Below are 24,451 nucleotides of genomic sequence, written 5' to 3' on the forward strand. Positions count from 1 at the left end.
CTACTGGTCGGCGCCGCGGCCAAACCCACGGCGCACGATCGTTGTCCTCGCCCCGAGCCAAACGACAGTAGTCGCAGACGGTGTCGGGTTTCTAAGCGTTACTACTCGGCAATAGGTCTCCTGGGCCACGGTAGATAAGTCGAATTCCGGAACCAGCATCGTGCCGATGCGCGCGCAAGGTGCCTAGTCGTTCTTGATCGAGGAGAACGGTTGCCTCGCCAAGCGCGTCGAAGCCTGTGGACCAAATTCTGATCTTGCCGGGGGCGGCATCCATCACGCGGAGCCAAGTGCCGGGCTCCGGCGTCGTGCCGTACCAAGTAACGTTCTGCACATCTACATCCACATCCTCACGACGCCACCGACGCGAACGACGTGTCCGTGAGCGGTTGATGAATGTTTCCCATGCGGAGCGTGATTCGGGTGTAGGCCAGTCCTGATCAAGTGCCAGGATGGGATCGAGGTCGGCGATCCATTGGCGCATGCTGGCGGCTGAGTCGAAGGTGGCGTCAGAGTCTGTGACGGCTGTGATGGCGGCGAGGCGGTGGTCGAAGCCGGAGCGGATGAGGATCGAGGCTTGCTGGCTGCAGGTTCCTGTCTCGATTGCGGCCACGGCCGAACCTGACAGGAGTTCTGTGTCGATGTTGTTCTGAGCGGCTTCGTAGAGCCTGGCGGCTTCCATACCCCAGACCAGGCGGTACACGACGTCGGCCTCAATGAACTGGGCTACTTCGACACGCTCGCCGGGGATGGCGCCTAGCGTCGATCCTCGTATCCAGTCCCTCAGTACCTCGCGCCAATTGACCAGCTTCGTTTCAGGCTGGAAGACCCGCATGTCGAACACGGTCTCGGCGATTGCTACGAGCAGATTGGCGGCCAGCTCGTGATCGTCTTCGAGGAGGGCTGTCTCAGCCTCGACTGCTTGGGCGACGATCTGTCCGGACACCCTGGAAAGCTCGGAGCCAGCGACTGCGCCCAACCCAGCCAGGTACCAGCCGCGGCGCTGAGAGGGAGTCGACGCCCGCCATAGGTGTCGCGTCCGGCTGTAAACGAGCTCTCGCAGAGCCGGTTCCAGATCTTCTTGACGTCTGAGTTGACGTTCCCACAACGAGTCGCGGAGCGCATCGGCGACGATCTGAGTGGCGGCGTCATCGGCGATGGCTTGGTCGCCGTCCCCGACGATGCTCAGGATCCCGATGTCAAGCAGTGCGAGGTTTGACCGCCAACTTTCGGCCGCCGCGGCACTCCGCTCACTGGGCTCTCGATCTACGACGGGGAGCGACCAGTCCAGCCCGCCAGTGAGGTAGGTCAGCCAGGAGTCGACCGAAGCGAGTCCCTGCGAGTCGAACATCCTTCGGAGAAGAGCGACACCGATTTCGATCAATCCGGACCGCAGGGTCTTCCCGCTGTCTTCTTGCGTCAGGCTGCGCCAGTCACGGCGCCGCGTCGAGGTTTTGTCGAAGGTCGGATAGAGGACAAGACCCTCTGTGTCAACGAAAGCTCGGCCGGCACGCCCAATGACATTGGCGAATTCAGAGCCGGAAAGCAGGTCCCTGCCGCGGCGTACCCCGTGGAAAAGCACCGCAGAAGCTGACAGATTCAAGCCCTGAGCGAGGGTCGGTGAGGCGATCGTCACCTTCAGCACCCCTTGTTGCAGCAGCCGCTCGATCTCTCGCCGGAAGGGACCAGGCAGTGCTCCGTGATGGATGGCCACGCCGAGCTGGAGACACCGCAGGATCGGATGGTCGGCGCCGAACCACTCAGTCCCCACGGCCAGCGCGTCGCTCAGATCAACGCTCGACGGCAACACTGATTCCACCAGGCCTCGTCCATGGAGATCGACGATCTTGCTGGCGTAGGGCTCCACGGAGTTCCGCTGAGGACAGAAGACCAGAACGGTCTGACCCTCCTCGACCAGCCGCCACCCGGTGGCGATGACGTGTTCGCGCTGGTCCGAAGGAAACAGCTTCTTGCGCCTGCCTACCGGCTTCTTCGCATCGAAGTAGCGAGGAATGTACGGCTGCTCGGCTCCGACAGTGATGGACAGCCGGGCATGGTCACCGCGCCACTCGACAAGGCCGAACCGCTGCTGCGTCGGTCGCCAGGACTCGCGATGCAAACCGTTGGCTTCGTCGTCGGTGATCCATGCGACGAAGTCATCCAGGTCCGGTCCAGAAGGGAAGATCGCCGAGAGGCTGAGAATGCGGCGACGCGAGGCGTCCGAGCGACGGAGCAGCCGTTGAATTTGTGCCTCGTAACGAACCTCCCGCTCGGAGGCCCCGATCATGTGTCCTTCGTCGAGGACCACGAGGCCCACATCATCGAGAACGGAGGGATCAGACCGAAGAGCGAAGTCCAGCTTCTCAGGTGTCGCTATGACGATCTGGCTGTCGCGCAAGGCGTCCTCGTCGACGTCGCTCGTCCCCATGCTGCCGTAGAGCGAGGAGACTTTGATGCCCAGCGTCGAAAACGTCCTGGAAAGGATGTGCTCAGCCTGTGCTGACAATGCTCGCAGCGGGGTGACATAGACCGTTCGTCGGCCTTGCGCGAGACACGTGAGGATCGACAGCTCAGCGATGCGTGTCTTGCCGGCGCTAGTGGGCAACGCGACGACGAGATCGCGCGGGTCTTGGAAGATTCGGTCAACGATATGGAGCTGGGATGGCCACAGATCTATCTCCGAACGCTCCCGGGCAAGCAGCGAAGCGATGAAGTTGTTGCGCAGATAATTCCACCGCCCGACACGACCTTCTGCTCCAGAGGGTGGATCGCGAGGTATGTTGGTCTCAAGACTGGTGTTGAACAATCCGCCCATCAGGTATCGAGTGAGCCGGTAGACCCACCATGGCCCAGGGGCACTCACGTCCGAAGACGCTTGTTCGCCGTCGCGAAGTTCATCGAGAGCGCGACCAAGCAGAGACCGGTCTCCGATCTCAATGGCGAACAGGCAAGCTGTGACCGCCGAAAGATAGTTCTCGCTGAGAAGCAGGACAACGGGGCCGAACCCGTCCTGCGACGCGCCTTCGTCCATGCTCTCATCCGTCGAGATGAGAGCGGCCAGCAGCGTGTCATCGGTGACATCGTCCGAAGCCCGCAGCGCCAGCGTCCGGCGCTCGATAGCACTCAAGTCCCGCATGAGCAGATCCGCCAGCGTTTGCTCCATCGGCGTCAACTGCGCCGATTGCCTGCTGGTCTGAATGAGGGAGAATGCACGTGCGGCGAACCCGCCGAGGTGGCTGGCTGCGCCGGCGACAAGCCGGTGAAAAGCCAGGTCTGTGCTGGAAGCTGCGTTCTGGGTAGCGGCTTCGAGAGCATAGGAACTTTGGATGAATCCCTGCTGCGCGAGGAGGATCTGCTCAACCGCGCTGGACTCTGCTACCTCGAGTAACTCCAGGCTTGTGGACAGCAATGCGTACCCGTAGTTCAACAAGTCCGCGTCGAGGAAGGAAGTGAATCCCGGTGCGCCCGGTGGCAAGACACCGTCACGGCGGATCATCGATTGGGCTTGCCCGCGCGCGAGCAGCCGCTCCCGGAAACCGGGGTCAGTAGCAGTAGCCAGAATGTCGGCCAGCTCCCAAGCTTCACGAGCCATCAGAGATCACCTTTTCGTAGGCGCCTTTGATGAATTTCTGGTGCTCCTGGACGCGCAACGTGATCGTCAACTGCGCCACTGCACCCTCGTACTCTTCTAGATCGGCGATAACGTGCTGACTTGGGTTGCTACTGGTGAAGAGGAACATCAGATGATTAACGTTGTGGGGCCGGATAGTCTCGTCGCGCTGCATCGCGGACACGGCGATACCTATTTCAACGTCGTCTGTAGACAAGAGTCGCTCGGCGAACTGGGCGAGGGACTGCGGCGACGGTAGCTCGTTGTCGCGGGCCAGTCCTTCGCGGGCTTCGGCGATCGTACCTTTACCCAGCTTGACACGACTTTTTGCTTCTGCCTTGACGATGCGCACATTGCCGTCAGGATCAAGCTTGGCCCCGAGCGCGTCATCGCCCCGCATAGCCCACTCTTGATGGTCCCGGTCAATGAGCCTGCTCGGCCCGACCACATAACCTTGCTCCTCGCGAAGATAGGCCGTCGCAAGGATTTCTCCGATGTCTCCGGATCGAGCGCTTGCCTTCGTAGGAAGCTTGTTGCGGAGGTGCACAGCAACAGCCCTTTTTCCCAGCCGGGCCGCTATCCGCGCGAGCGCCTCGGACTTGGCGTAAAGGTGCGGAAGCTCCGCGCTGAGTATAGCCACGCCCGTGGTTTCGTCGAACGACTCAAGAACGCCAGCAAGGTGCTCGCCTACAGGTGCTGGCTCCTCTACGGCGCACCAACTGCGAAGGTCAGCCACGTCCCGAAACTCACGCATCCTTTCTCACGTCGGAGTGGTTACCGGACGAACATGAGAATCGTTCCTTCACCTTGCTGGAAGGCTACCCGACCTCTCCAGCACAGTCGCAGCATCGGCTTAGGATAAGCACCAAGAGATAGCCTCACGTGATCAACTCTCTGCACGGCCACCTGGATGGCCGCTGCAGTGATCCTGAACGGGACGACGGGGCCACCTCGCTCATCCATGACCAGCACCGGTCGGGCGCGCTGCCGGGATCGAGCGCTGCCGGTCAAAGACCAGTACTTGCCCGACGGTATCCCGGCCCGCCGACGCGACTGAGCACGCGCACCACTGTCAAGACGGTGTGACGCCTGCAGAGACCCGACGGTCCCGCCAGAGTCTGGCCAGGACCGTCGGGCTAGAGAGTTAGATCGCGGTGACGCGCTGGGCCTGTGGGCCCTTCTGCCCCTGGCCGATCTCGAACTCCACGCGCTGCCCCTCATCCAGGGACTTGAAGCCGTTGCCCTGAATCTCCGAGTAGTGCACGAACACGTCCGGCCCGCCACCGTCCTGCTCGATGAAGCCGAAGCCCTTCTCGCTGTTGAACCACTTCACACTGCCCTGATCCATACTCTTCTACCTGCTCTTCGTCGTGTCAGGGCTCTGCCGATGCCCTGATCTTGAGAGCGATTCTCGCAGGCACCCACCCGTCGGTACACCCGTAAGGGCCGAGGCTGGACCGATCACCACCACTTGGACCATCGTGCGGCGGCGGGCACCACCTTCGCTTCCAGTTGATGCGTGCAGGGGCGCGGCGCGGCTGGCCCTGGTGCACCGGTCCGGGCCCAGAACGCGACCGACGTGGGGTCGCGATCGATCGGCAGTGTCGTCCATTCGTAGCGCGAGCCTCGCGCGGCAGCCGCGGCGACGAGAACAGAGCCCGCTCCTCGGCGGCGGTGTTTCTCTTCGATGTCGACGTGGACGAGGATCGCGCGCCGGTCGATCGAGCAAAGAGAGAGCTGGACTTCACCGAAGGTCGTGCATCCCAGTCGCAGCTGGATGGATCCGATCCCAGCCGGTGTCGGTGGGCGGCGCAGGACGAGGTGGAGTCCGTACTCATCGACCTGGTCCTCACTAACGTGTCGCGACGGCGACGGGTCGACCAGCGCCCACACCCCGCCCCGTCCTGGTAGGGCGTTGCAGGCTTCGCAGAGCCACTCAGGTGTCAGGTAGTCCTGAGACCAGCTTTGACGGACTCCGGCGACGGCAAGGTCATGACCCCAGGGACAGAGGGTCGGTGTTCCGGTGCCGGGGCGGATCGGGACTTCCAAGGAGCGCCAGTGGCGGTTGGCGCCGGTCATCGGAAGTCCCGGGAGGGGCCGGTGGTCATGGACAGGTCGAGGCGTTCGAGTTTGTCTGCGACGAGGGTGACCACGCCATCGGCAGCTTGGACCTGTCCACGGATCAGCAGCGCCGCGCTAGCCCGCGCGAGCACTTTGTACCGTGCCCACAGTCCCGGGGAGACGAGGATGTTGGCCATGCCGGTCTCGTCTTCGAGGTTGAGGAAGGTGATCCCGCCGGCGGTGGCGGGCCGTTGGCGGTGGGTAACCGCTCCCCCGATCCACACCCGTGTCCCGTCCTCGGCCTGGGTAAGGGCGGCGGCGGTGATAGCGCCATGGTCGGTGAGCCACTGGCGGAGGTATTCGACGGGGTGGGAGCCGGGTGAGATGCCGGTGGCCCACAGGTCGGCGGCGGTGACCTCGATCCGTGTCATCCCCGGCAGTGCTGGTGCGTCCAGGCCGGGAGCGAGGCCGGGAAGATGCTCGGGCCGGGTGGCGGCCGCGGCGCCGGCCGCCCAGAGCGCTTGGCGCCGCTGGGGGCCGAGGCTGGTGAACGCGCCGGCGGTGGCGAGGGCTTCGAGGGCGGGTTTCTTCAGCCGGACGCGTTCGGTCAGCTCCCCGATGCTGGCGTACGGGCCGTTGTTCTGGCGTTCGGTGACGATCGCCTCGGCCGCGGTGTCGCCGACGTTCCTGATCGTGGCGAGGCCGAGTCGGATCGCGTGGCCGCCGGTGCTGTCGCGGTGGGGTTCAAGGGTGGCGTGGGTGAGGCCGGCGTTGATGTCGGGTTCGTGGACGATGACGCCGTGGCGGCGGGCGTCGGCGACCAGCGATTGCGGGGAGTAGAACCCCATCGGCTGGGCTCGCAGCAGGCCCGCGCAGAACGCCGCCGGGTAGTAAAACTTGAGATGCGCGGAGGCGTAGACGAGCAGGGCGAAGGACATGGAGTGGGCTTCGGGGAAGCCATAGCCGGAGAACGCCGCGATCTGCTCGAACACTCCCACCGCGGTGTCGCGGGCGACACCGTTCGCCGCGGCGCCCTCGAAGAACCTCTTCGCCAGCTTCCTCATCTTCGCACTGGACCGTTTGGAGCCCATCGCGCGGCGGAGTAGGTCGGCCTCGGCCGGGGTGAAGGAGGCGACATCAACGGCCATCTGCATGACCTGCTCCTGAAACAGCGGCACCCCGAGTGTCCTATCGAGACTCCGGGCCAGCAGAGGATGCTTGTGTTTCCAGGTTTCCTCGCCGCGGCGCCGCGCGATGTAGGGGTGCACGGAGCCGCCCTGGATCGGACCGGGCCGGATGAGCGCGACCTCGACGACAAGGTCGTAGAACTTCCGCGGCCGCAACCGCGGCAGCGTCGCCAGCTGCGCCCGGGACTCCACCTGGAACACACCAATCGCGTCCGCCGCGCACAACATGTCGTAGACCTTCGGGTCGGCGAGGTCGAGCTTGCCGAGGTCGATCGTCTCACCGTGGTGTTCGGCGATGAGGTCGATCATGTAGTGCAGTGCGGAGAGCATGCCGAGGCCGAGCAGGTCGAACTTCACCAGCCCGACGGCGGCGCAGTCGTCCTTGTCCCACTGCAACACCGACCGGCTGGGCATGCGGGCCCACTCGACGGGCACCACCTCCGACACCGGGGTCTTCGAGATCACCATCCCACCGGAATGGATCCCCAGATGGCGGGGGAAGTCCTCGATCGCGTCGGCGAGTTCGAGGACCTCGTGCGGGATCTCCCCCGTCGCCTCCTCGCTGGTTTTCTGCACGCCGGCCCAGCGGTTGACGACCTTGCTGTAAGCGTCCTGCTGCCCGGGACTGTAACCCAACGCTTTGGCGGCGTCCCGGATCGCCGACGGCGCCCGGTAGGTGATCACGTTCGCCACCTGCGCCGCATGGAAACGGCCGTGTTTGTCGTAGACGTACTGGATCGCCTCTTCACGGCGGTCGGACTCGATGTCGATGTCTTCACCGGACTAACATCGAGATGACAGATCCCTGTTCAGCAGGTGCATCGTGTCCGCCCTGCCTGATGGAATGCCAACGCACGCCCAGCGACATGACAGGACGTTGTTCACAGGTGAGTGTGCTCCGGCGAGCCAGGGGTGGGCTTGCCCTCATCGGTTGCTGGAGTCGAAGAAGGCCCCGCCTGGGGGAGGCGGATGGCCAAGGCGAGGATTCCGCTGCTGCCAACGGCGGCTGCCAGGTGGTCAGGGCGCGGTGGTTCGCCTCGTGTTGAACGGCTCGGATTGGATCCGGGCTGGCGCGGTGCCCCGGGTAGGCGCGGGTCGGAGTGAACGGTGCCCGGGTTGGACCAGTCGCCCGGCACCGAACCCGCTGTGTAAGGGCGGCCTTGGTGGTGGTAACGGTCTCCAATATCGGAACGACTTCAAAACGCGTTGCGGCAATGTCTTCGCGAAGGGAGAGACATGAGTGTCGGCGGGAGTTGTTGCGTAGCCTGCTCGTCCGCTTCAGGTCCGCACCTGCGAGATGTTGGCGGAACGCATCAACGGCGGGAAGAGCAACTGGGCGGCTCCTCTTTGATAGAGCGCGGCGGGCCGACCAATTTCCGGAACCCTGCGCTTCCCCGTGGGTATGAGGAAATCCTCGGCTCCGATGACTTTTCGACGGAAGTTGCTCGGGTCGAGCGAAAATCCCCACACCACCTCGTACACCTGCCGGAGGTCACTGATGGAGAAGGGCTCTACGCAGAAAGCCGCGGCGACTGTCGTGTATTCCAGCTGAGAACGCGCCCATTCGAGCGCCTCGTGGAGGATCACGGCGTGGTCGAAGGCGAGTTCACCGGAATCGACCGAATCCACCGGGATCCAGCTCGCAGCTCGGGCGTCGGTGCCGGCTACCGGAGCAGACAGGTTCGGCACCAGTGCGAGGTAGGCCACCGTGATCACCCGGCCGCGCGGGTCGCGGCCGGGGTCACCGTAGGTCTTCAGTTGCTCCAGGTGCAGCCGCCGCCCGTCGAGTCCGGTCTCCTCGCTCAGTTCGCGCAGCGCTGTGTCGTTCAGCGTCTCCCCGTCGCGGACGTATCCGCCGGGCAGCGCGGGCCTGCCGAGAAACGGCTCCTTGCCTCTCTCCACCAGCAGCACCTGCAGCCGGTTGGCCCTGATGGTGAAGATGACCAGGTCGACGGTCACGGCGACACCGGTGGCATGGCTCGCTTGGGGAACTTCGCTGATCACGACTCCATCATACCCCCTAATGGTCAGATTGACTCTAAGCCTGCAGGCGCTTATGGTCATGGTGACCTATAGTGCGGAGGTGGCGACATGGGGGAAACTTCAATAGCGTCCGACGGTCGGTTGGACACGGCTACCCGGCGCCTGTGCGCCGGCGTCTACCTCAACCGCCACTTTCGCGACCTGGTGATCCACGGGGTGCACAACGACTGCCGGCACCGCGTGGCGCCGTCTTACGGGTTCGACCTCGTCCCGGTCCTGGAGCACGCCCGGCGGGCGTGGGTGCTCGGAACCGCGCACCAGATCTGCACGCTCGCGGTGTTCACCGCCGGGCTCCTCACCGACATCACGGCGACCGTGTTGGCCGGGTGCACCATCGCGGCGATGCCACTGGCGGCGGACGTGCCCCGCCCGTTCCTGAAAGTGTTGAAGCTCAAGGGACGTTTGCTTCGTCAGAAATTCCTCGGCAGGAAGGTGCCGGCTGAACAGGAGCAAGAGCTGAAGGAACAGGCCCACCGGTTCCTTCTGAATCTCGCCGGATGCGGGGTGCTCGCCGCCGGCGTGGTGTTCATCGCAAGCAGCACGCACGCGTCCCTGCCGGCTTCCCTCCCGCAGGGCATCGTCCTGTTGTTGCTGACGGCAACGCTGGCGGTCGCCGCAGGCGTGATCCGGCAACTCGCCGTGAACCGCTTGCATCGCGCCGCGAATCTTCGCCCGGCCCGCCTGTCCAAGCGGTCAAAAGTGGCCGACACGCAGCAAACGAGCACGTTGGTGGCGTACGGCCACGACTATTCGACCTACGGCACTCCGAGCCCCTTTCTGGGCAGCGGAATCGTGCACAGGTGGCCGCAGTGGTCGATCCAGCTGGAGCGCGACGAAGCCAAGAAAGCCGACTTCATCACGAGCGATGAACCACGTTTTGACGCCGCCGAACTGATGCGGTTCCTCCGCAAGAAAGCCACCGAGCTGAGCAGGTCGCACGAAGGACCAGGGTTGCCGGGCCTACGCGTGCGAGATCGACTGTTCATCGCGCAGGAGAAGGTGTTGTCGGCCCAGCACCTATTGGGCACCGAACCGACGTCCAACGAGATGGACGAGATCACCAACAATCCGAACAGCCCTGTGCAGCACTACCTAGAAGTCAGCGTCAGCAAGACAGGTGAAGTGGTGACCACGCTGTTCCTAGGCCTGACGCTGCGAGCACGCACGCTGAACGTAGACATCGCGCTCGGCATGCTCACGAGCCTGCCGTACGAGTTTCTCTCCGTTGACGCCCATCGGGAGAACGGCGTAAGCGCAGTAGTCCGCGCGGCGTTCCGCGCATTGCGCGACCTTCCTCGCGAAGCCGGCGACGCGTGGCGCCTCAGCACCGCGCCCTGGGTGGTCGCCCGTGCGCTGTACGCACGGCAGGACCGCGCGGTGATGCCGAGACGGGGCAGGGGTATCGGCCCGTGCTTCAGCATTCGCCAGGAGGTCGAACTGGTCGACCGGAGCCGCCACGTCGCGTTCGACCGCCGGGAGATCGAGGAGAACAAGAACGTCATCCTCAACACCTTGCTCGACTCAATCGTCGAGTTCCTCAAGTCGAAGGGAATGGACGTCTCCGCGGTCAAGGGACAGGTCACCACCATCATCAACGCCAACGTCTTCAGCAGCGGAGACCTCAAGATCGACAACTCGCCGATCGGCCCGAACCCCCAGGTTTACCAGTCGAACCCGGCGAGCAAACCAGGAGCAGAGGAATGAACACGAATATCAATGTTCACGGCGCGATGTTCAGCGGCCCCACCTCGTTGAGCGGCGTAGCCATTGGCCCGTACGCGTCGGTCAACGCGGTACCTGGTCCGGTCGAGAGACCAGAGATCGCCCACGACGTCGGAGTGATCACTATGACCGCAGACGAGACCCGCGCCGTCCGCAGGGTGCTCGAACTGTCACCGCTCGACGACGCCTTCCACGCGGGCGAGCGGTTCACCCACATCGTGGCCGTGCAGACACACGGCCAGGGCCAGGGTGCGGCGATGGACGCGGCACGGAGGCTAGTTCAGCGCTTCGCCCCGAAAGTGCTGGTGCTGGCTGGGATCGCCGGCGGCATCGATCCGTGCCTGCGCATCGGCGACGTCGTGGTCGCCACCAAGGTCGTGGGATACGACCTGTACAAGGAGACACCGGCGGGTACACAGCGGCGCGGCCGGTACTGGGAAGCACGGGCCATCGCTGGGCACGCCGTCGGCGAGTTCTTCTCCGCGCGGGGCGAGCCGGCCGAGTTCCCTGGCTTCGTGGCGCAGTCAGGGCTGATCGGCTCCGGGAACGGTGTCATCGCCCACGGGGACGCGGAGGTGCTGAGGTACCTGCGGGGATTCAGTGACAAGACGCTGGCCGTGGACATGGAGTCCGACGGACTGGGCCAGTTCTGCTACGAGAACGGCGCCTGGCCCTGGGTCGTCGTTCGGGGAATCTCGGATCTCGCCGACGAGCAGAAGAACGACGACGCCCAGCCGATGGCGGCGGAAAACGCCGCCATCGTGGTCCGCGAGCTGATCCCGTACCTGGTCGGGTGAGACGACATGGCCGACTTCGTCATGGGTGTCATCAGCTCGCTCGCCGCGACCTCGCTCACCGTCGCGAGCGGATGGGTGCTCTCCAAACGGCTCCGGCGGGTGCTGACAGCGATGTTCTCGCGATTCGCGGGCTTACCGGTGCAGCAGGTGTACGAGCGCCAGGAACTCGCCAGCCCGGATCTGGCCCGCGATCTGGCAAACGCCCAGTGGATCCGCGTTCTGACGGGCCGAGGGAACGAACTGACCCGCGACACGTTCACAACCGTGTGGACGGGCGGGATGCGGCGGCCACCCCAGTTCGTCGAGGTCCTGTTGCCCGACTTGCAGCGCGGCCCGGACTCGTGGCTCGCCAGACGCGAAGAGGACATGCGACGCGCGGACCCGACCTTCTCGGCCGGATTCCTGGCCGAACAGGTCCGTACGAACACACATTTCGTGATCGCCGCAGCCCGCCGCCACGGCAACGTGTCGCTGCGCTTCTACAACCTCCCGCACACGCACCGGGTGATCATCACCAACGAGGTGGCCTATCTGACGCTGTACGGCGGATCGGTTCACGGCCGTCACTCGCCGTGCGTCGCCGCCCAACGCCCCAGCTTGCTCTACGACATCGCCCTGTCGCTGTTCAGCACGGCGTGGGAGCAAAGTCAGCCGGAGAACCGAATCCTGGAAGAACAGCAGCTCGCCGCTACTCCGCCATTCCGGGGCAGTGGTGGACCTGAATGACCGGCCTACGACGGGTTGGCGGACAATCGCGTCGTGAAATTGCCCGAGCCTTGTCAGCACTACCCAAAGGTCGCACTGGCGCGATCCGGGACGTGCTGTGGCGCGGATTTTGGCGTTCCTTGAGGCAGGGGCAGAATATGGGTCGGAGGCTGAGCAGCACGGCGCGGCTCTACACACCGCCCGCGATAGCGCAGTTAGTCTCTACGGGGGAAACATGGACCGCGTTGATGTGCTGGTGGTTGTGGCATTGCGAGAGGAGTTCGATGCGGCCAAGGCAGCTGGCCAGGCGATCGCTCTGACAGGTCCAGGGGTGCTTCAGTGGGAGGAGCGCGACCTGGACGGCACCCCACCGTTCCTTTGGGGTGAGTACCGCGTCGATGGGAAGGCTCGGTTCACGTTGGCGTTGGCCCGGCCGACGCAGATGGGCGGTCGCGTTATAGGGCCATTCGCTGCGTCGCTGGTCGAGCGGCTACGTCCGGCATCGCTGGCCATGTGTGGGGTGTGCGCCGGTAACCCCGCAGACACGGCGCTGGGTGACGTCGTGGTCGGCGAGCCCGTCTATGAGTGGGACGAAGGCAAGCAGTCGGCCTCCGGGTTCGAGGGTGATCACCGGCAATTCCGGCTGGAGCCTCGGTGGCTGCGCGCCGCGCAAGACTTCGACCCCAGCAGATTGGCCAGCTACGGCGACGCCAGCGAGAGTGAAGCACTGCTCTGGTTTCTCGAACAGCTACACCGTGGGCAGCAACCACGCAGCCATCCCGCGCGCGACGCCTACTTCCCGAGCGGCACCTGGCAGCGGCGCTTGCCGCAGCTCGAGGAGCAAGGTCTGATCCGCCGCACGCAGAACGGCGAGGCTGTTCTGACCAGAGACGGGGCCGGCCTCGTGCAGCGGCGGCTCTACGACGACGTCGAGGGGCCGCAGCAACTTCCTTTTCGCGTACTCGCCGCCCCCATGGCCAGCGGCAGCGCCGTCATCGCCGATCCCGACGGCTGGGGCCGGTTGAAGGCGATGGGCATGCGGAAGATCACCGCGGTCGAGATGGAGGCCGCTACCATCGCGACCGTCGCCCATGATCGGGGACTTACCTGGCTCGTCGCCAAGGGCGTGATGGACCACGCTGACACCACGAAAGACGACCGCTACAAGCAGTTCGCCGCCCGCGCCTCCGCTCAAGTCATGTTCGCATTGCTGGAACGCCTCGTCGTAAAGACAGACACGGGCGCGCAACGCAGGACCGAGAGGGTTGGAACGCCTGGGATCTCCAGTGCGTCTGGACGCGGAGGACCAGTCGATCCCCGTGTGTCGGTGGTGGAGCCCGCCAGGGTGGATGTCGTGTCGTTGCTCGACGAGCTTGCGGCTGGTGATCCGGCGCCGAACAACGCGGGACGCACGAACGGCCGCCTCTACCTTGTTGTTCACCCTGTGGACGCTGTGGGTGACGCTTTCGCTGGTGTCAGCACCGTTTCCTCGACCGGAGACTTGGATGCTGTGATTAGTCAGGCGGTAGTTGCGCGTGGAGGACCGTCGTTCTCGCCTGACCTGGGCAGCGGTGTGTGGCGCCGCCGCAGCAGCGGGATGGTCAAGGAAAACGGCATTCGCGAGGACGGCTCGGTCCGAGAGGACTCTCTGCTGGTCCTTAAAATTCAGGAGAACGGGACTGTTGGTCTGCTTTGCGGTCGTGCAACTGCTATGGCTCATTCCACATGGCGTCCTCTTGGCTCCACCGCCGCACCCGCCGAGCACCGAGTGATCTTGCCCAGCCTGGTGCTCGGACTTGTGGACGGCGCGCTGCGTGTGGCCGCAGACCTCGCGAGCAACTACGCCAAGTACGACGGACCTTGGGTGATTGGCTTACGCCTCACCGGCATCAAGGCGGCGATCGCCTACGAGTATGTGCAGAACGGCGACGAGGATGAGGTGGAACCGTACGATGTAGACAGCTACCAGCAGACGGCGACAGCAAGAACCGCAGACCTGCTCAGGACACCCGAAGTCCTCACTGAGCAACTCGTCGGCGCATTGCTGCGCGGTCTCAGCGTCGACAAGGGTTACCTCCCGTACGCCAAGTCCGAATAGGCCTACCCGGGCGAATGGCCCCTTCTCAGTCTGGACCCGAGCGAGGATCCCAACTCCGGCAAGCGCGCGAACTCGCCGCCAAGGGCCAGCTCATCGGCATGAGCGGACGTCTGTTCGAAGCCGAGCCCGCAGGGAATTCGTATGCTGCCGGTAGGCGATGAAGTACAAGTGCACCGGAGACGGGCGGCCTTTTCGTCTGACCGGACCGAAGTGGGGTGATAGTGCCAGGCAGGGCTCAGCGTAGATCAACTTCAATATGGTGCTCCGCGAGTAGGACCAGCAAGTCCTCCAGGGTGATCGCTGGACTCAGCCGACGCCGGTCGTAACCGCCGACGAGGTGCTCGCGGGCGACGGCCGAGTTATGCCATACCAGCCGAAACGGAGCCTGTGCGCCGAACTGTCCGCGGAGGCAGTCGTCCAGGCCGTCGAGGGTCCAGCCGAAGTACCCGCCCGGGCCGTTGATCGCCTCGCCGATCGCGCAGTAGAACCCTTCGACGTCGGTCACGAACCGGCCGTCGAGGTCGTAGGTGGTTCCGGCAGGCCGGGCCAGTGCGCCGGTCCGGTAACCGAGCGCCACTCCTGACCACTGGCGCCGCAGTTCACGATCGTAGTCCGCCCACAGATTCGGCCGGGTTGGCCGTCCAGCGCGCCAATGCTCCAGAATGTCGAGAGTTCCCGTCGGCAGGGGCTCCCCTGCACCCACCTCGACGGTCACGTCCAGGAGTCCAGCACCGAGTGGTGACGGCTCGGCTGAGCCGACCGTTCCGGACACCACGGCGCCGGTTAACGCGACAGCGGAACCATCGGCGGCGATCGCGTGGACCCAGGCGTGGACGCGGCGCCGACTCGGGCTCGCCGTGGCCGACTGTCTCACCACATCGAGCGCGGTCACCAGCGGAGGTTCCGGTCGGCAACCGAGAAGCCGGATCTGCCGCACCGACGGTGCGGCTTGCTCGCGGAATACACCCGTGAGGTCCCCGCAGGTGCCGCAGAACGTCCCATACCAAGTCGTCAGGACGAATTCGTCGACGTCGCGGGGACGTACCACCGCATCCGTGCTTTGACCGACGTAAACGAAACCATCGAGGTCGATGTCCACTTTTTCGGGCATGGCCGCATTCGGTCGCTGCGCGAGTACCACGACGTCGCACAGATCTTCTCCACACCACGACTGCGCTGGACTCGGCAGTCGTGTGGGCGCGCTCAAGGAGACGTTGCCCAGCCAGGCCCGTTCGGTACCGAATGCTTCGGCAGGCAGCTGGCCGAGGAGATCGGCGAGCACTCCTGCCGGGGTACATCCGACAAGCGTGAACCGCTCCCGCGGCCGAGGCGGAAGGTCGACGAACAGGCCTTCGATGTCGGCACACACCGCCAACGGGACGTCGTCCTCGGAATCATCGAAACCGATCTCGCCGAGGAGCAGCCAACGGGGGCCTACCGGATACGCCCACGTCCACTGCTGCCGCTCCGAGGAGAACCCGGTACCGGGGTTGGTCATCACCCCGCAACCCTACCGGCAGGTAGCGCCGTGTCAGGCCAGATCGCGAAGGTGGAATTCTTGCCTCACATGCCGACACAATCCGCCCAACGGCAGGTGCGTGCCTTTCTCAGAACGTGCGACCTGCGGCATGAGCGCGCGAAGCTCGGTACCACGAGCATACTCTCGTAGTGATCGATTTTCCGCCGGAGGTGGAGGCGCGCTACCGGCGTCTGGCAGCACAACGGCACTGGCCGCAGGAGACCGAAGCCGCATTCCGGGCAAGCGTCGCGTGGTATCGGGCGCTGGACGAGGGCTCCGAACTTCGCCAGTACTACGAGTACGTGGATCATGAAGGCCTGGTCGACGAAGGAGCTCGCTGGCTATGGGAAGCGATCGTGGTCGAGCACGAGACAGTGGCCATCAAGCAAATCGAGCTGGATTCGTCCGGGGCCGCTCACCGCTACTGGTGGCGGAATATCGAGGATGACGCCGGTGGACTCACCGATCAAGCACTCGACCTCGCCGACGCCGGCCTCATGCCTGTTTCCCGTTCTACGTTCTATGCGCTCTGGGACAGCGACACTGACAGGTAAAGGGGACGTTCAGTCGTCGCGATGGCGCGAAACCAGGTCGATCAGGTTTCGGTGGGTCTCGGGGTCGGCGGCCACGACCAATCCCTGGATGCCGGAGTGCACTGGCTGCCCGGCGAGATTGGTCACCACACAGCCGGCCGCCTGGCACAGGGCGATGCCGCTTGTGAAATGCACGCTGTCCCGCAGGTGCCCGTCGGTGATGTAGCCGGCCCGCCGTCCGGCCGCGACCCAGGCCACCGCCAGGCTCGTGGACACCACGCGGGGGCGGAAGTCATCCGTGAAGGCATCGTCCAGCAGCATCCGCGCTGTGCGGAACGCCACGGCATTGGGGAACGGCGGGTCGAGATTGACATCCACGACCGCGGTCGCCAGCCCCGGGTACCAAGTGCTCGTCGCGGCCGTCGCGGCGGAGGAACGCGCCGTGGCCACTGGTCCAGAAGACCTCGCCGGACAAAGGGTCCGCCGACACCGCCGCCGTCACGCCGCTCTCAGTACGCAGGGCGACGTTGACCGCGACCAGCGGCGTCTGGGCCGCGTAGTTCACGTTGCCGCACAACGGATCGACCAGCCAGGCCCGCGACCCGTCCCCGATGTCCGTGCCGTACTCTTCACCGAAGATCACATCGCGCGGGTAAGCGTCCCGCAGCGCACTCCGGATCACCCGCTCCGCGGCGAGATCCACTCCTGTGGCGAAATCTCCGTTGCCCTTCTCGAACCGCTTCACAGTGCCGCCATAAGAACGCCGGATCACTTCACACGCGTCGTCGACAGCACGGATCGCCACCTCCACATCGGAGTCGGCCCTCATCGTCGTAACCACTTCAACCATGAATCAGATCCTTCCACCCGCGAACATCCGCTCATCGGCATGAGCGGACGTTTGAGGATGCCCGCCGTTGACAGATGGATCTTGACGCCGTGGTTGGCCGTGTAGTGGGTACGGAGTGCCGTTGATGTGGCTGATTTTCGTTCCACCTAAAGGAAGTAGTCGGCTGTCGCTGACAGAAACGTTCAGGTCACGGACGTACAATATCGCTTCCCCGTACGTAACTTTTCTGTTGCATGGTCCGATGCAAAGGACCATGGCGATCCACGAGGCGTACACGCGCGAGATGTACGACAAATATGGCTACTTCGCGGTGTGGCTGCCGTCAGTTCCTCTGGCACTTGGTGATGTCGGCACGTTCACCGGGCATCGTTTCGACAAAAGAACCACGCTGGCTGATCTCGGGGTCTCGTTCCGGATCTCATCGGCCAGCGCCCGTGCCGACGTGGAGTACACCTCCAGCGGCGCGGTCAGCCTGGTAGCCGATGGCGCGGTCGGTGTGACCCGGAGCATGCCCATGGCCTCGTTGTTGATCACCTTCTCTCGGGAGGGAGCGACGTTCTTCCAGGGGCGCGAATGCACCGAGCAGTCGATTGATAACGTGGCGGGGTTGGAATCAGCGCTGTTGCCGTTGTGTCACAACAGGACCTGGCGACCGAACTATGTGGTCGTAACCAGCCTGGTGTCGACCGGGCCGACAATGGTCCTCGTTTCAAAGGACAGCGGGGCGCGGGTGGAGCTCGCGTTGGACGCGGACGGTCTCGGTACGCCGTTGCCGCTTGCGAAGGCCGCTGGGAACTTCGTGGTGACCGCGAAGTCCGGTCTGGCTGCGAGCGTGATGACACCGGACGGCGCGACTCCGCTGTTCCGCGCCGCGTGTATGCGGCGCAAGCTGCTGGGCGGCCGCGAGCTGGAGATCCGCGGCGGGGAGCGAGAGCTCGACTTGGAACTGGCCCCCGTCGTGTGGGGCGATCGGGTCGCGGTATGACCGACAGGGACACGCAAACCGCCTGCCTCACCCGGTGCATGGCTGCCGCAGCGGCCATGGCGGGCGGTGACCCGGTCGAAGTGGAACACCTGTTACTCGCCGCCGCCTTCAACGATGACGAGGATTGCCGGTCGCGACTGGTGATGAAGCAGTTGGGCGCGCACCACTTCTTCACCGACGAGACCTACCAGCAGGTGGCGGAGGCCTTCGTTAACGCAGCGGAGTCCGACACAGAATGGACGCCCGAAGCAGCGGCTGTGCTAGAGCGGCTGGCGTACTGGGCGACTCGGACCGGCGACCATACCGCCGACACCGCGCACCTGCTGCTGGCGTGTGCGGAGCAGGAGCCGGCCAAACTGGCGATTGCCGGCGTCACACTGCGGGACGCCGTTCGGGCCGCGATCACCGTGCGGCACCGGGTGTCGCCTGCGGACCGGCAGCCCAGCGACCGAGGACCAATCCTGTCGCCGCGCCGCCGGGACCGGCCACTGCCCTACCAGTTCACCGTGCGACGCAAGGCGGACGCTGGGCCGAGCAAAGCGCGACATTTCGGGCTCCGCTCGCAGACTGCGAACACGGCCGGGCTGAGTGCCCGGATCCAGTTTCACATCACACAGCTGCACGTGGCCACGCTCATCGCGCTGAGTGTCGTGTCGTCGCTCATGCTGGTCGCGATCGCGCACGCCGCGCTCACGGTCACGTGGTGGGCGCTGTTGTGGTTGGCTGGCCAGTTCGGCAGACGGGCACTGCTACCCGTCGTGGCCAGAGTCGTGGTCGACGTGGCCCTGGTCATGGTGTCGGTGCCGCTCGGGCTGCCGTGGTGGCTTGCCGTTCTCGCCGTGCCGCACCGCGTGCTCGACATCGTGGAGGGCAGGCTGGGGCTGCTCGAGGTGCGTGGCGAGTCGGCCGACCCACTCCTGTCCGAGAAGGACGTCCGAGCCGACCGCCGCGTCAACGCAAAGGCCGGTCGCTTCTTCACGATGCTGAAACTACGGCGGGAGCTGAGCACGCGATGACGGTTTCCACCTTCGACCCGTTCCGCCCTGTGCCCGAGCCGGAGCTGCGGGAGTGGCTGCGCGAGCGTAACGAGCGGGCGACCGACGAGGTTGTGCTCGACTACGTCATTCCGCTGTCCGGCATGATCATGCCCGGCGCAGGGTTCGGCATGCGGCTGCGCGCGCTCACGCGGCTCGTCCCGTCGTTGCGGCTGACGCGGACGCACCGGACCCGTGATGGTCACATCGGCCTGCACGAGTGCGACATGATCACGGTCCTCCACCGGACACAGCTGTGGCCGGTGCTGGCCACGCGGCTCGCGACGGCGGCGTTGGCCGTCGCGATGAGCCTGCTCATGGTGGTCCCCGGCTGGGTGGTGGCGGTGTTCGGCGCGACGGCGTGGCTCGCGACCGGCTGGCGCGCCCGGTTCGCGGTGCCCCTGCTGACGGTCGCGTTGGCGGTTCTGGCCCTTGAACGGACCTCTCTGGCGCTGTTGTGGGCGCCCATGGTGCTGCTGATGCTCCAGGTCCGCCTCGCCTTGCCGACGCTGACCACGGGGCTGTTGTCCCGCAAGGTGTTGACGAGCCCGGTGCGGTTCCTCGGCAGAGGGTTTCTGTTGCGCGCGATGTGGGACCGTACTGCCTCTTCGGTGTTGCTGGCGGTCGACAAGGCTACGCACGACGACCGGGCGCGGGCTGGGATCTTCGTCGACGACGCGGCGCACGGGGGTGTGGCCGCGGAGCTGCGGCCTGTCCTGGTGCAGTGCCAGGCGTTGGGGGCGGTGGGCCGGTTGGCGTTCCAGGAGGCGATGAAGCTCTCGGAGGAGGCACGCGACCTGGCCGTCGAGGCGCCAGCCGAGATCCGCGGGTGGTGTGCGCTGCAGTCCGGGGACGTGCTGCTCGAGGCCGGGCAACCCGACGCTGCGCAGGCACGGTGGAAAGAGGCATTTCACCTGCTCGACGGCCGACCACGGGCCAGGTACTGGGCCACCCAGGCCGACCTCCGGATGATCGAGGCCCTGACCTTCGACGTGGCGGACACCGAACGCTGCCTTGCAGGGCTGCGGCGGCTCTACCGGGTCCGCGTCGCCGCGGTTCGCGACGGCGACCTGCCGTTGTTGGATAAGACGGAGATGTACCTGCTGCGCCTGATGAACGAGGCCGGCAACGCGGTCGGTGTCGTCGAACACCTGACGCGGCAACGGGAGTACGACGCCGGGCTTGTCCCGATCGGCGACCGGGTGGCCGACTACGCGGCGCGCACCCTGCTCCTCGCGACCCTCTACCTCGACATCATCGAGAACCCCGACCGGTATCCCGACACGATGAGTGTGGACGACGAGAGCAAGCGTCAGCGGTACCACCACGCGGGCACACTCATGGACGATGCCCTGCGACACCTCAGCAGAGCCGCAGAACCGGTGCTGGAGGCACAGGCCTACGCTGTCCTCGCCTACGTCCAGGCTGCGACCGCCCTAACCGACGCCGCAATGGGCAACGCGCTGGAGAGCCTCAACATCGTCCAACGCGTCCGCTACCAGCTGCCGACAAGCCGGTGGCGTGCCCGCTGGGTCGCGGCACACGCGCACACCTACGCGCTCGCACTGGGGCTCGCGACGGATCGTGATGCCGCACTGGTCGCCGAGCTGCTGGAAACCGTGCGGGCGCAGGCAGTCCCAGTCGAGGCTGGCGTGGCGGGCAACCGCCTGCGGTCGGTGTTCGACTCGCTCGTCAGCACCACGAGGCTGCCTGGCGGCGTTGCCGGCGAGACGACCGAGGCTGCCAGTGATGAGTCGTCGGCCCACCAGGTGCTCCCTAGCTCGATGGCCGGCTGGTTCGAACACGACGACGCGCGGGTCAGCACCGGCGTCACGGTCGGGGAGACCGGCGGCGATCCCACCCTGACCGACCCACTGCGCACCGAGGCCACGATCCTCGTCGACCAGGCGGCCTGGGTAGGGGGCGACCCGGCCACCGCAGTCGACCTGGACCACGAGTTGACCACCATGGCGCCTGACGGTTGGTACTGGAGCTTCGCCCGCGTCGATGACTGGATCTATCACGCGGTGCGCAGCCCCCAGGGCGAGTGGACGGCCAACCGCCAGCCCTACAGCCCGTTCGCCGAGGCGTTCCGTGACCTGGTCCGTCACCTGCCCATCGAGCTACCCGACGCCGAGCCTGTGAGGACCAGGCTCCCCGGCACCGCACTCGTGGCGGAACACCCCGCCGAGCCGGTGGACGACGGCACAGCGACGGCAGCACAGGCGCTGACCCGAATCCTGGACCACCTCGGCTCCGCGCTGATCCCCTCGGTCCTCGCCAACGCGTTGAGCGCAGAAGGCCCGCCAGTGCCGCTGTCGGTCGCACCGACCGCCTCGCTGATGGTGGTGCCCGTGTGGGCACTGCGGATCAGCCCGCTACTGCGAGTCGCGGACGTGGCCGCGGTGTGCCATATACCGTCGGTCGCCCTCCTCGCGCACCGGCGGCAGGTGGCCCACGGCGAGGACCGCGGCGCGAGAGTTGGCACCAACCGCGTGCTAGCGATCCTGGCGCCACACGAGCCACCGGACGATCTCTGGTTCCAAGACCTGCCCCACGCGGCGAGTGCCATACCACCGAACGCGGAGACCGTCACCGGACCGGTCAGCAAAGCAGACTTGGCCGCACTGCTCACGCGCCGCCGGGCAGGTGAGGGGGTGCTGTTCCTGGCTGGACACGTCGACCCGCCAACCGATGGAGAACCCGGCAGTGCCGGGTTCCGTCTCTCCGGGCGGGAACGCTTCGGCCTCCGCGACTTCTACCAGACCGACCTCGACGATCGGCCTCTCTACCGGATGCCAGACAGGGTGATCCTGGCTGGCTGCGCCAGTCTGGGGGTGTACGGCGAACAGGGGCAGTTGAGCTCGCTCGTGGACGCGCCCGAATGGCTCGGCCTCGGCGCCGCAGCCGTCTACGGCGGTGCGCACCACGTGCTGTGCACGCTGTTCGCCGTGATCGACTCCCCGCACACCAAGCGCATCGACCTCGCGCTTGTAGAAGCCATGCGGCACAACATCGAGCCGGCCTGGGCCCTGCGCGCGGCACAAATGGCCGAGCTGCGGAGGTGGGAGACCGGAGAAGGGTCGATGCCCGCGGTCTTCCTCGCCTACGCTTACGTCGGCCTGGGTGCCGCCATGACCCATGGCGCGAACGTCCAGCCGTTCGTCCGTGCCGCGGAGCGGGTGGTCCCCTCCGCCGAGCCGCCCGAGGCCGAGCCGCCCGCGGCGCAATCCCTCGACGCGATGCTCCCCGAGCCACGCACGTTCCACGACCAGTTCCGGATGCTCGCTCGGCATACCCACGACCAACAGGGAAAGGGCGACCGGCTCTCCCCGAACGTGCTGCCGGACGGCGGCGTCGAACTCCATGCCGCGGACGGGCAGGTGGCCGCACGTGTCGCCGTGCGCGGCGCCTCGTGGGAGATCGACACCTTCGACGTGATGCGGCTGAGCACGCGTACCGAGACGGAGTGGCGGGTTTCCGGGTTGAGGCTGTTCGTCACCGACACGCGGCTGATTCTCTTGGCGGACAAGCCACTTAAGGACGGCAGGCGTTTCGCGGGGCACCTCCGGTACCCGTGGATCAGTTCCGTTGGGTATCGGCCGAAACAGAGCGTCCTCAATGACTGCGAACTGGTTCTCTCGACACAGCAGGACCTGTCCGAGGACCTGACGTACTTCAACCGCCTGGTTCTGGTCCTGTCCAGCGACATCGACAGCGGCCGACTGGCAAGAGAAGTGGTCGGCAGGCTCGCACGTCACCACCTAGCCCGTGGTGGTCTCCCCGCTGCCGTCGTGTCCGAGTTCGAGAAGCTGAGGGACGCCGAGCCGCTGCCGGATCCCGTCAAGGGCTCGCACGCCACCTACTTCATCCCCGCCTTCAAGCCTTACCCGTACGGGGTTGACTACACCGACCACTCGCAGGAAAGCCAGTGGCTCGGCCCTAACCTGGGCGCATCCGACTGAACAACGAGACAGGTTGCATCTGCAGGCCGAACGCGAGTATTAGAGGAGGCGAACAGGAATGACGCATGAGCCTCCGCGCGCTCGGAAGCCCGGGTGGCGGCGTCAAGAGCTCTAGGGCCTGTTTCAGATGTCAGAGCCATTCGTTGATCGCGGCGATGGTGGCGGTGGCTTCGTAGCGGACGGCGAGTTTGTCGTATCTGGTGGCGACGGCTCGGTAGCGTTTGAGCCGGTTGATGCCGCATTCGACGGCGTGCCGCTGCTTGTAGATCTCCTTGTCGAACACGGGTCGGCGACCACCGTGACGGCCTCGTTTCCTGCGGTGGCGAACCTGGCCTGTTTCTCCGGGATGGTGCAACGGATGCCCCGTTTCCGCAGCTAGGAACGGTTGGCGCGGGAACCGTATGCCTTGTCCGCCAGCACCCGGTCCGGGCGGTTGCGAGCACGTCCCCGCCCGGACCGGGGCACGCTGATCCGCTCCAGCACCACGGTGAACTGCGGCGAGTCATTCCGCTGCCCGGCGGTGACCACAAGGGAGAGAGGTTTCTGGCCCTGCTCGCAGGACAGATGCAGCTTGGTGCTCAGCCCGCCCCGCGACCGGCCGATTCCATGATCGTCCGGCTCGACGTCGACCCCGCCCGGAGGTTCACGCTGCTCGGCCCCTTTGTTCGCGCACCAGCAGCGTGCTGATGCGCGCGAGTCACCGTGGAATCAACACTCACATCCCACGTGATCAGCCTGTCCGCGTCCGCCTGGGCCTGCAACCGGGCCAGAACCCGCTTCCATGTCCCGTCGCGCTGCCACCGCCGAAACAACCCATACACCGCCTGCCAGGGCCCATAACGAGACGGCACATCCCGCCACTGCACACCCGTCCGCACCCGAAACCGGATCCCGTCTATCAACTGCCGCCGCGGATGCACCGGCGGACGACCCGGCTTCTTCCCCACAGGCAACAACGGTTCCAGCTTCGACCACTGCTCATTCGTCAGGTCACCACGCCCCACACAAAGATCATCTCAAACAAGACCCACTTCTGAAACAGCCCCTAGAGCCGGAGAAGGTCGGCCAACCCCATGTCTGGTCGGCGAGATCCCGCGGTCGTGGACGCAGCTGGCGAGGTACCGGCATCAACGCTGCTGGTGGCAGCGCGAGCTGATCACTTAGCCTTTGTGGGCCTCATACCATCGGCCGAGTTCGGCACCTGTGATCATGAGGTATGCCTCTCCCGCTCTCGAAACTTGATCAGGGTTGGAGAGCGGATCCTTGCTGGTCGCGCAGGCGAGGTGGTCGATAGCCCTCACCGAGCTTCGAGAGCGCACGAGGCGTAGCGGTCCGACTGCTCAGC

16 protein-coding genes and 2 pseudogenes are annotated in these 24,451 nt (G+C 65.5%); 8 read left to right on the forward strand and 10 right to left on the reverse strand.

The genetic code is table 11. The features are described from left to right. Positions 1–91 precede the first annotated feature (91 nt). The 6 genes and pseudogenes from ACLJRM_RS16460 to ACLJRM_RS16485 form a co-directional block, all read right to left on the reverse strand. The gene (locus ACLJRM_RS16460; RefSeq protein WP_410663460.1) at positions 92–3,589 is read right to left on the reverse strand and encodes a DEAD/DEAH box helicase; all 3,498 of its coding nucleotides are present in this window, start codon (positions 3,587–3,589) and stop codon (positions 92–94) included. After that, entirely contained in the window at positions 3,579–4,343 is a 765-nt protein-coding gene (locus tag ACLJRM_RS16465) for a Hachiman antiphage defense system protein HamA (protein WP_410663461.1), read from the reverse strand. The genes ACLJRM_RS16460 and ACLJRM_RS16465 overlap by 11 nt, the downstream gene beginning before the upstream one ends. 408 nt (positions 4,344–4,751) lie before the next feature. After that, the gene (locus tag ACLJRM_RS16470; protein ID WP_410663462.1) at positions 4,752–4,955 is read right to left on the reverse strand and encodes a cold-shock protein; all 204 of its coding nucleotides are present in this window, start codon (positions 4,953–4,955) and stop codon (positions 4,752–4,754) included. A gap of 113 nt (positions 4,956–5,068) precedes the next feature. Beyond that, on the reverse strand, positions 5,069–5,686 hold the full coding sequence (locus ACLJRM_RS16475; RefSeq protein WP_410663463.1) for a hypothetical protein: 618 nt from the start codon (positions 5,684–5,686) through the stop codon (positions 5,069–5,071). Next, a pseudogene (locus ACLJRM_RS16480) lies at positions 5,683–7,629 on the reverse strand (error-prone DNA polymerase); the annotation flags it as partial. The pseudogene ACLJRM_RS16480 and the gene ACLJRM_RS16475, both read right to left, overlap by 4 nt. A 504-nt stretch (positions 7,630–8,133) precedes the next feature. Continuing rightward, positions 8,134–8,856, reverse strand: a complete 723-nt coding sequence (locus ACLJRM_RS16485; RefSeq protein WP_410663551.1) for an NUDIX hydrolase — start codon at positions 8,854–8,856, stop codon at positions 8,134–8,136. Positions 8,857–8,946: 90 nt separating this feature from the next. Between ACLJRM_RS16485 and ACLJRM_RS16490 the strand changes: the two genes are divergently transcribed. From ACLJRM_RS16490 to ACLJRM_RS16505, 4 genes are all read left to right on the forward strand, one after another. Then, positions 8,947–10,602, forward strand: coding sequence for a hypothetical protein (locus ACLJRM_RS16490; RefSeq protein WP_410663464.1), 1,656 nt, complete (start codon positions 8,947–8,949; stop codon positions 10,600–10,602). 26 nt (positions 10,603–10,628) lie between these two features. After that, entirely contained in the window at positions 10,629–11,417 is a 789-nt protein-coding gene (locus ACLJRM_RS16495; protein WP_410663552.1) for a hypothetical protein, read from the forward strand. 6 nt (positions 11,418–11,423) lie between these two features. Further along, the gene (locus ACLJRM_RS16500; RefSeq protein ID WP_410663465.1) at positions 11,424–12,143 is read left to right on the forward strand and encodes a hypothetical protein; all 720 of its coding nucleotides are present in this window, start codon (positions 11,424–11,426) and stop codon (positions 12,141–12,143) included. Between the two features lie 214 nt (positions 12,144–12,357). After that, the gene (locus ACLJRM_RS16505) at positions 12,358–14,220 is read left to right on the forward strand and encodes a hypothetical protein (RefSeq protein ID WP_410663466.1); all 1,863 of its coding nucleotides are present in this window, start codon (positions 12,358–12,360) and stop codon (positions 14,218–14,220) included. Positions 14,221–14,455: 235 nt separating this feature from the next. On the opposite strand, the gene ACLJRM_RS16510 is transcribed toward ACLJRM_RS16505, so the two are convergent. Further along, positions 14,456–15,502, reverse strand: coding sequence for a barstar family protein (locus ACLJRM_RS16510; protein ID WP_410663467.1), 1,047 nt, complete (start codon positions 15,500–15,502; stop codon positions 14,456–14,458). Positions 15,503–15,888: 386 nt separating this feature from the next. Between ACLJRM_RS16510 and ACLJRM_RS16515 the strand changes: the two genes are divergently transcribed. Then, entirely contained in the window at positions 15,889–16,293 is a 405-nt protein-coding gene (locus ACLJRM_RS16515) for a hypothetical protein (protein WP_410663468.1), read from the forward strand. A gap of 9 nt (positions 16,294–16,302) precedes the next feature. On the opposite strand, the gene ACLJRM_RS16520 is transcribed toward ACLJRM_RS16515, so the two are convergent. Continuing rightward, on the reverse strand, positions 16,303–16,593 hold the full coding sequence (locus tag ACLJRM_RS16520) for an inositol monophosphatase family protein (RefSeq protein ID WP_410663469.1): 291 nt from the start codon (positions 16,591–16,593) through the stop codon (positions 16,303–16,305). Further along, positions 16,565–17,122, reverse strand: coding sequence for an inositol monophosphatase family protein (locus ACLJRM_RS16525; protein WP_410663470.1), 558 nt, complete (start codon positions 17,120–17,122; stop codon positions 16,565–16,567). Before ACLJRM_RS16525 ends, ACLJRM_RS16520 begins: the two co-directional genes overlap by 29 nt. A gap of 253 nt (positions 17,123–17,375) precedes the next feature. Between ACLJRM_RS16525 and ACLJRM_RS16530 the strand changes: the two genes are divergently transcribed. The 3 genes from ACLJRM_RS16530 to ACLJRM_RS16540 are packed head-to-tail and all read left to right on the forward strand — an operon-like array spanning position 17,376 to position 23,106. Next, positions 17,376–18,107 (forward strand): hypothetical protein, encoded by a 732-nt coding sequence (locus ACLJRM_RS16530; protein WP_410663471.1) that lies wholly within the window; start codon positions 17,376–17,378, stop codon positions 18,105–18,107. Continuing rightward, positions 18,104–19,123 carry a hypothetical protein gene (locus ACLJRM_RS16535; RefSeq protein WP_410663472.1) on the forward strand — a complete coding sequence of 340 codons (1,020 nt, stop codon included), beginning with the start codon at positions 18,104–18,106 and terminating at the stop codon, positions 19,121–19,123. Before ACLJRM_RS16530 ends, ACLJRM_RS16535 begins: the two co-directional genes overlap by 4 nt. Next, positions 19,120–23,106, forward strand: a complete 3,987-nt coding sequence (locus ACLJRM_RS16540) for a hypothetical protein (RefSeq protein ID WP_410663473.1) — start codon at positions 19,120–19,122, stop codon at positions 23,104–23,106. The genes ACLJRM_RS16535 and ACLJRM_RS16540 overlap by 4 nt, the downstream gene beginning before the upstream one ends. A gap of 130 nt (positions 23,107–23,236) precedes the next feature. Here the strand turns inward: ACLJRM_RS16540 and ACLJRM_RS16545 are convergent. Beyond that, positions 23,237–24,110, reverse strand: a pseudogene (locus ACLJRM_RS16545) (IS5 family transposase). Positions 24,111–24,451 lie beyond the last annotated feature (341 nt).

It is taken from the genome of Amycolatopsis sp. lyj-84, assembly GCF_046549075.1.
In the GTDB taxonomy this organism is placed as follows: domain Bacteria; phylum Actinomycetota; class Actinomycetes; order Mycobacteriales; family Pseudonocardiaceae; genus Amycolatopsis.

Coding starts and splice junctions, on each gene's coding strand:
- ACLJRM_RS16460 (WP_410663460.1), bottom strand. CDS start 3,589: ATGGCTCGTGAAGCTTGGGAGCTGGCCGACATTCTGGCTACTGCTACT.
- ACLJRM_RS16470 (WP_410663462.1), bottom strand. CDS start 4,955: ATGGATCAGGGCAGTGTGAAGTGGTTCAACAGCGAGAAGGGCTTCGGC.
- ACLJRM_RS16475 (WP_410663463.1), bottom strand. CDS start 5,686: ATGACCGGCGCCAACCGCCACTGGCGCTCCTTGGAAGTCCCGATCCGC.
- ACLJRM_RS16490 (WP_410663464.1), top strand. CDS start 8,947: ATGGGGGAAACTTCAATAGCGTCCGACGGTCGGTTGGACACGGCTACC.
- ACLJRM_RS16495 (WP_410663552.1), top strand. CDS start 10,629: ATGTTCAGCGGCCCCACCTCGTTGAGCGGCGTAGCCATTGGCCCGTAC.
- ACLJRM_RS16500 (WP_410663465.1), top strand. CDS start 11,424: ATGGCCGACTTCGTCATGGGTGTCATCAGCTCGCTCGCCGCGACCTCG.
- ACLJRM_RS16505 (WP_410663466.1), top strand. CDS start 12,358: ATGGACCGCGTTGATGTGCTGGTGGTTGTGGCATTGCGAGAGGAGTTC.
- ACLJRM_RS16520 (WP_410663469.1), bottom strand. CDS start 16,593: ATGCTGCTGGACGATGCCTTCACGGATGACTTCCGCCCCCGCGTGGTG.
- ACLJRM_RS16525 (WP_410663470.1), bottom strand. CDS start 17,122: ATGGTTGAAGTGGTTACGACGATGAGGGCCGACTCCGATGTGGAGGTG.
- ACLJRM_RS16530 (WP_410663471.1), top strand. CDS start 17,376: ATGGCGATCCACGAGGCGTACACGCGCGAGATGTACGACAAATATGGC.
- ACLJRM_RS16535 (WP_410663472.1), top strand. CDS start 18,104: ATGACCGACAGGGACACGCAAACCGCCTGCCTCACCCGGTGCATGGCT.
- ACLJRM_RS16540 (WP_410663473.1), top strand. CDS start 19,120: ATGACGGTTTCCACCTTCGACCCGTTCCGCCCTGTGCCCGAGCCGGAG.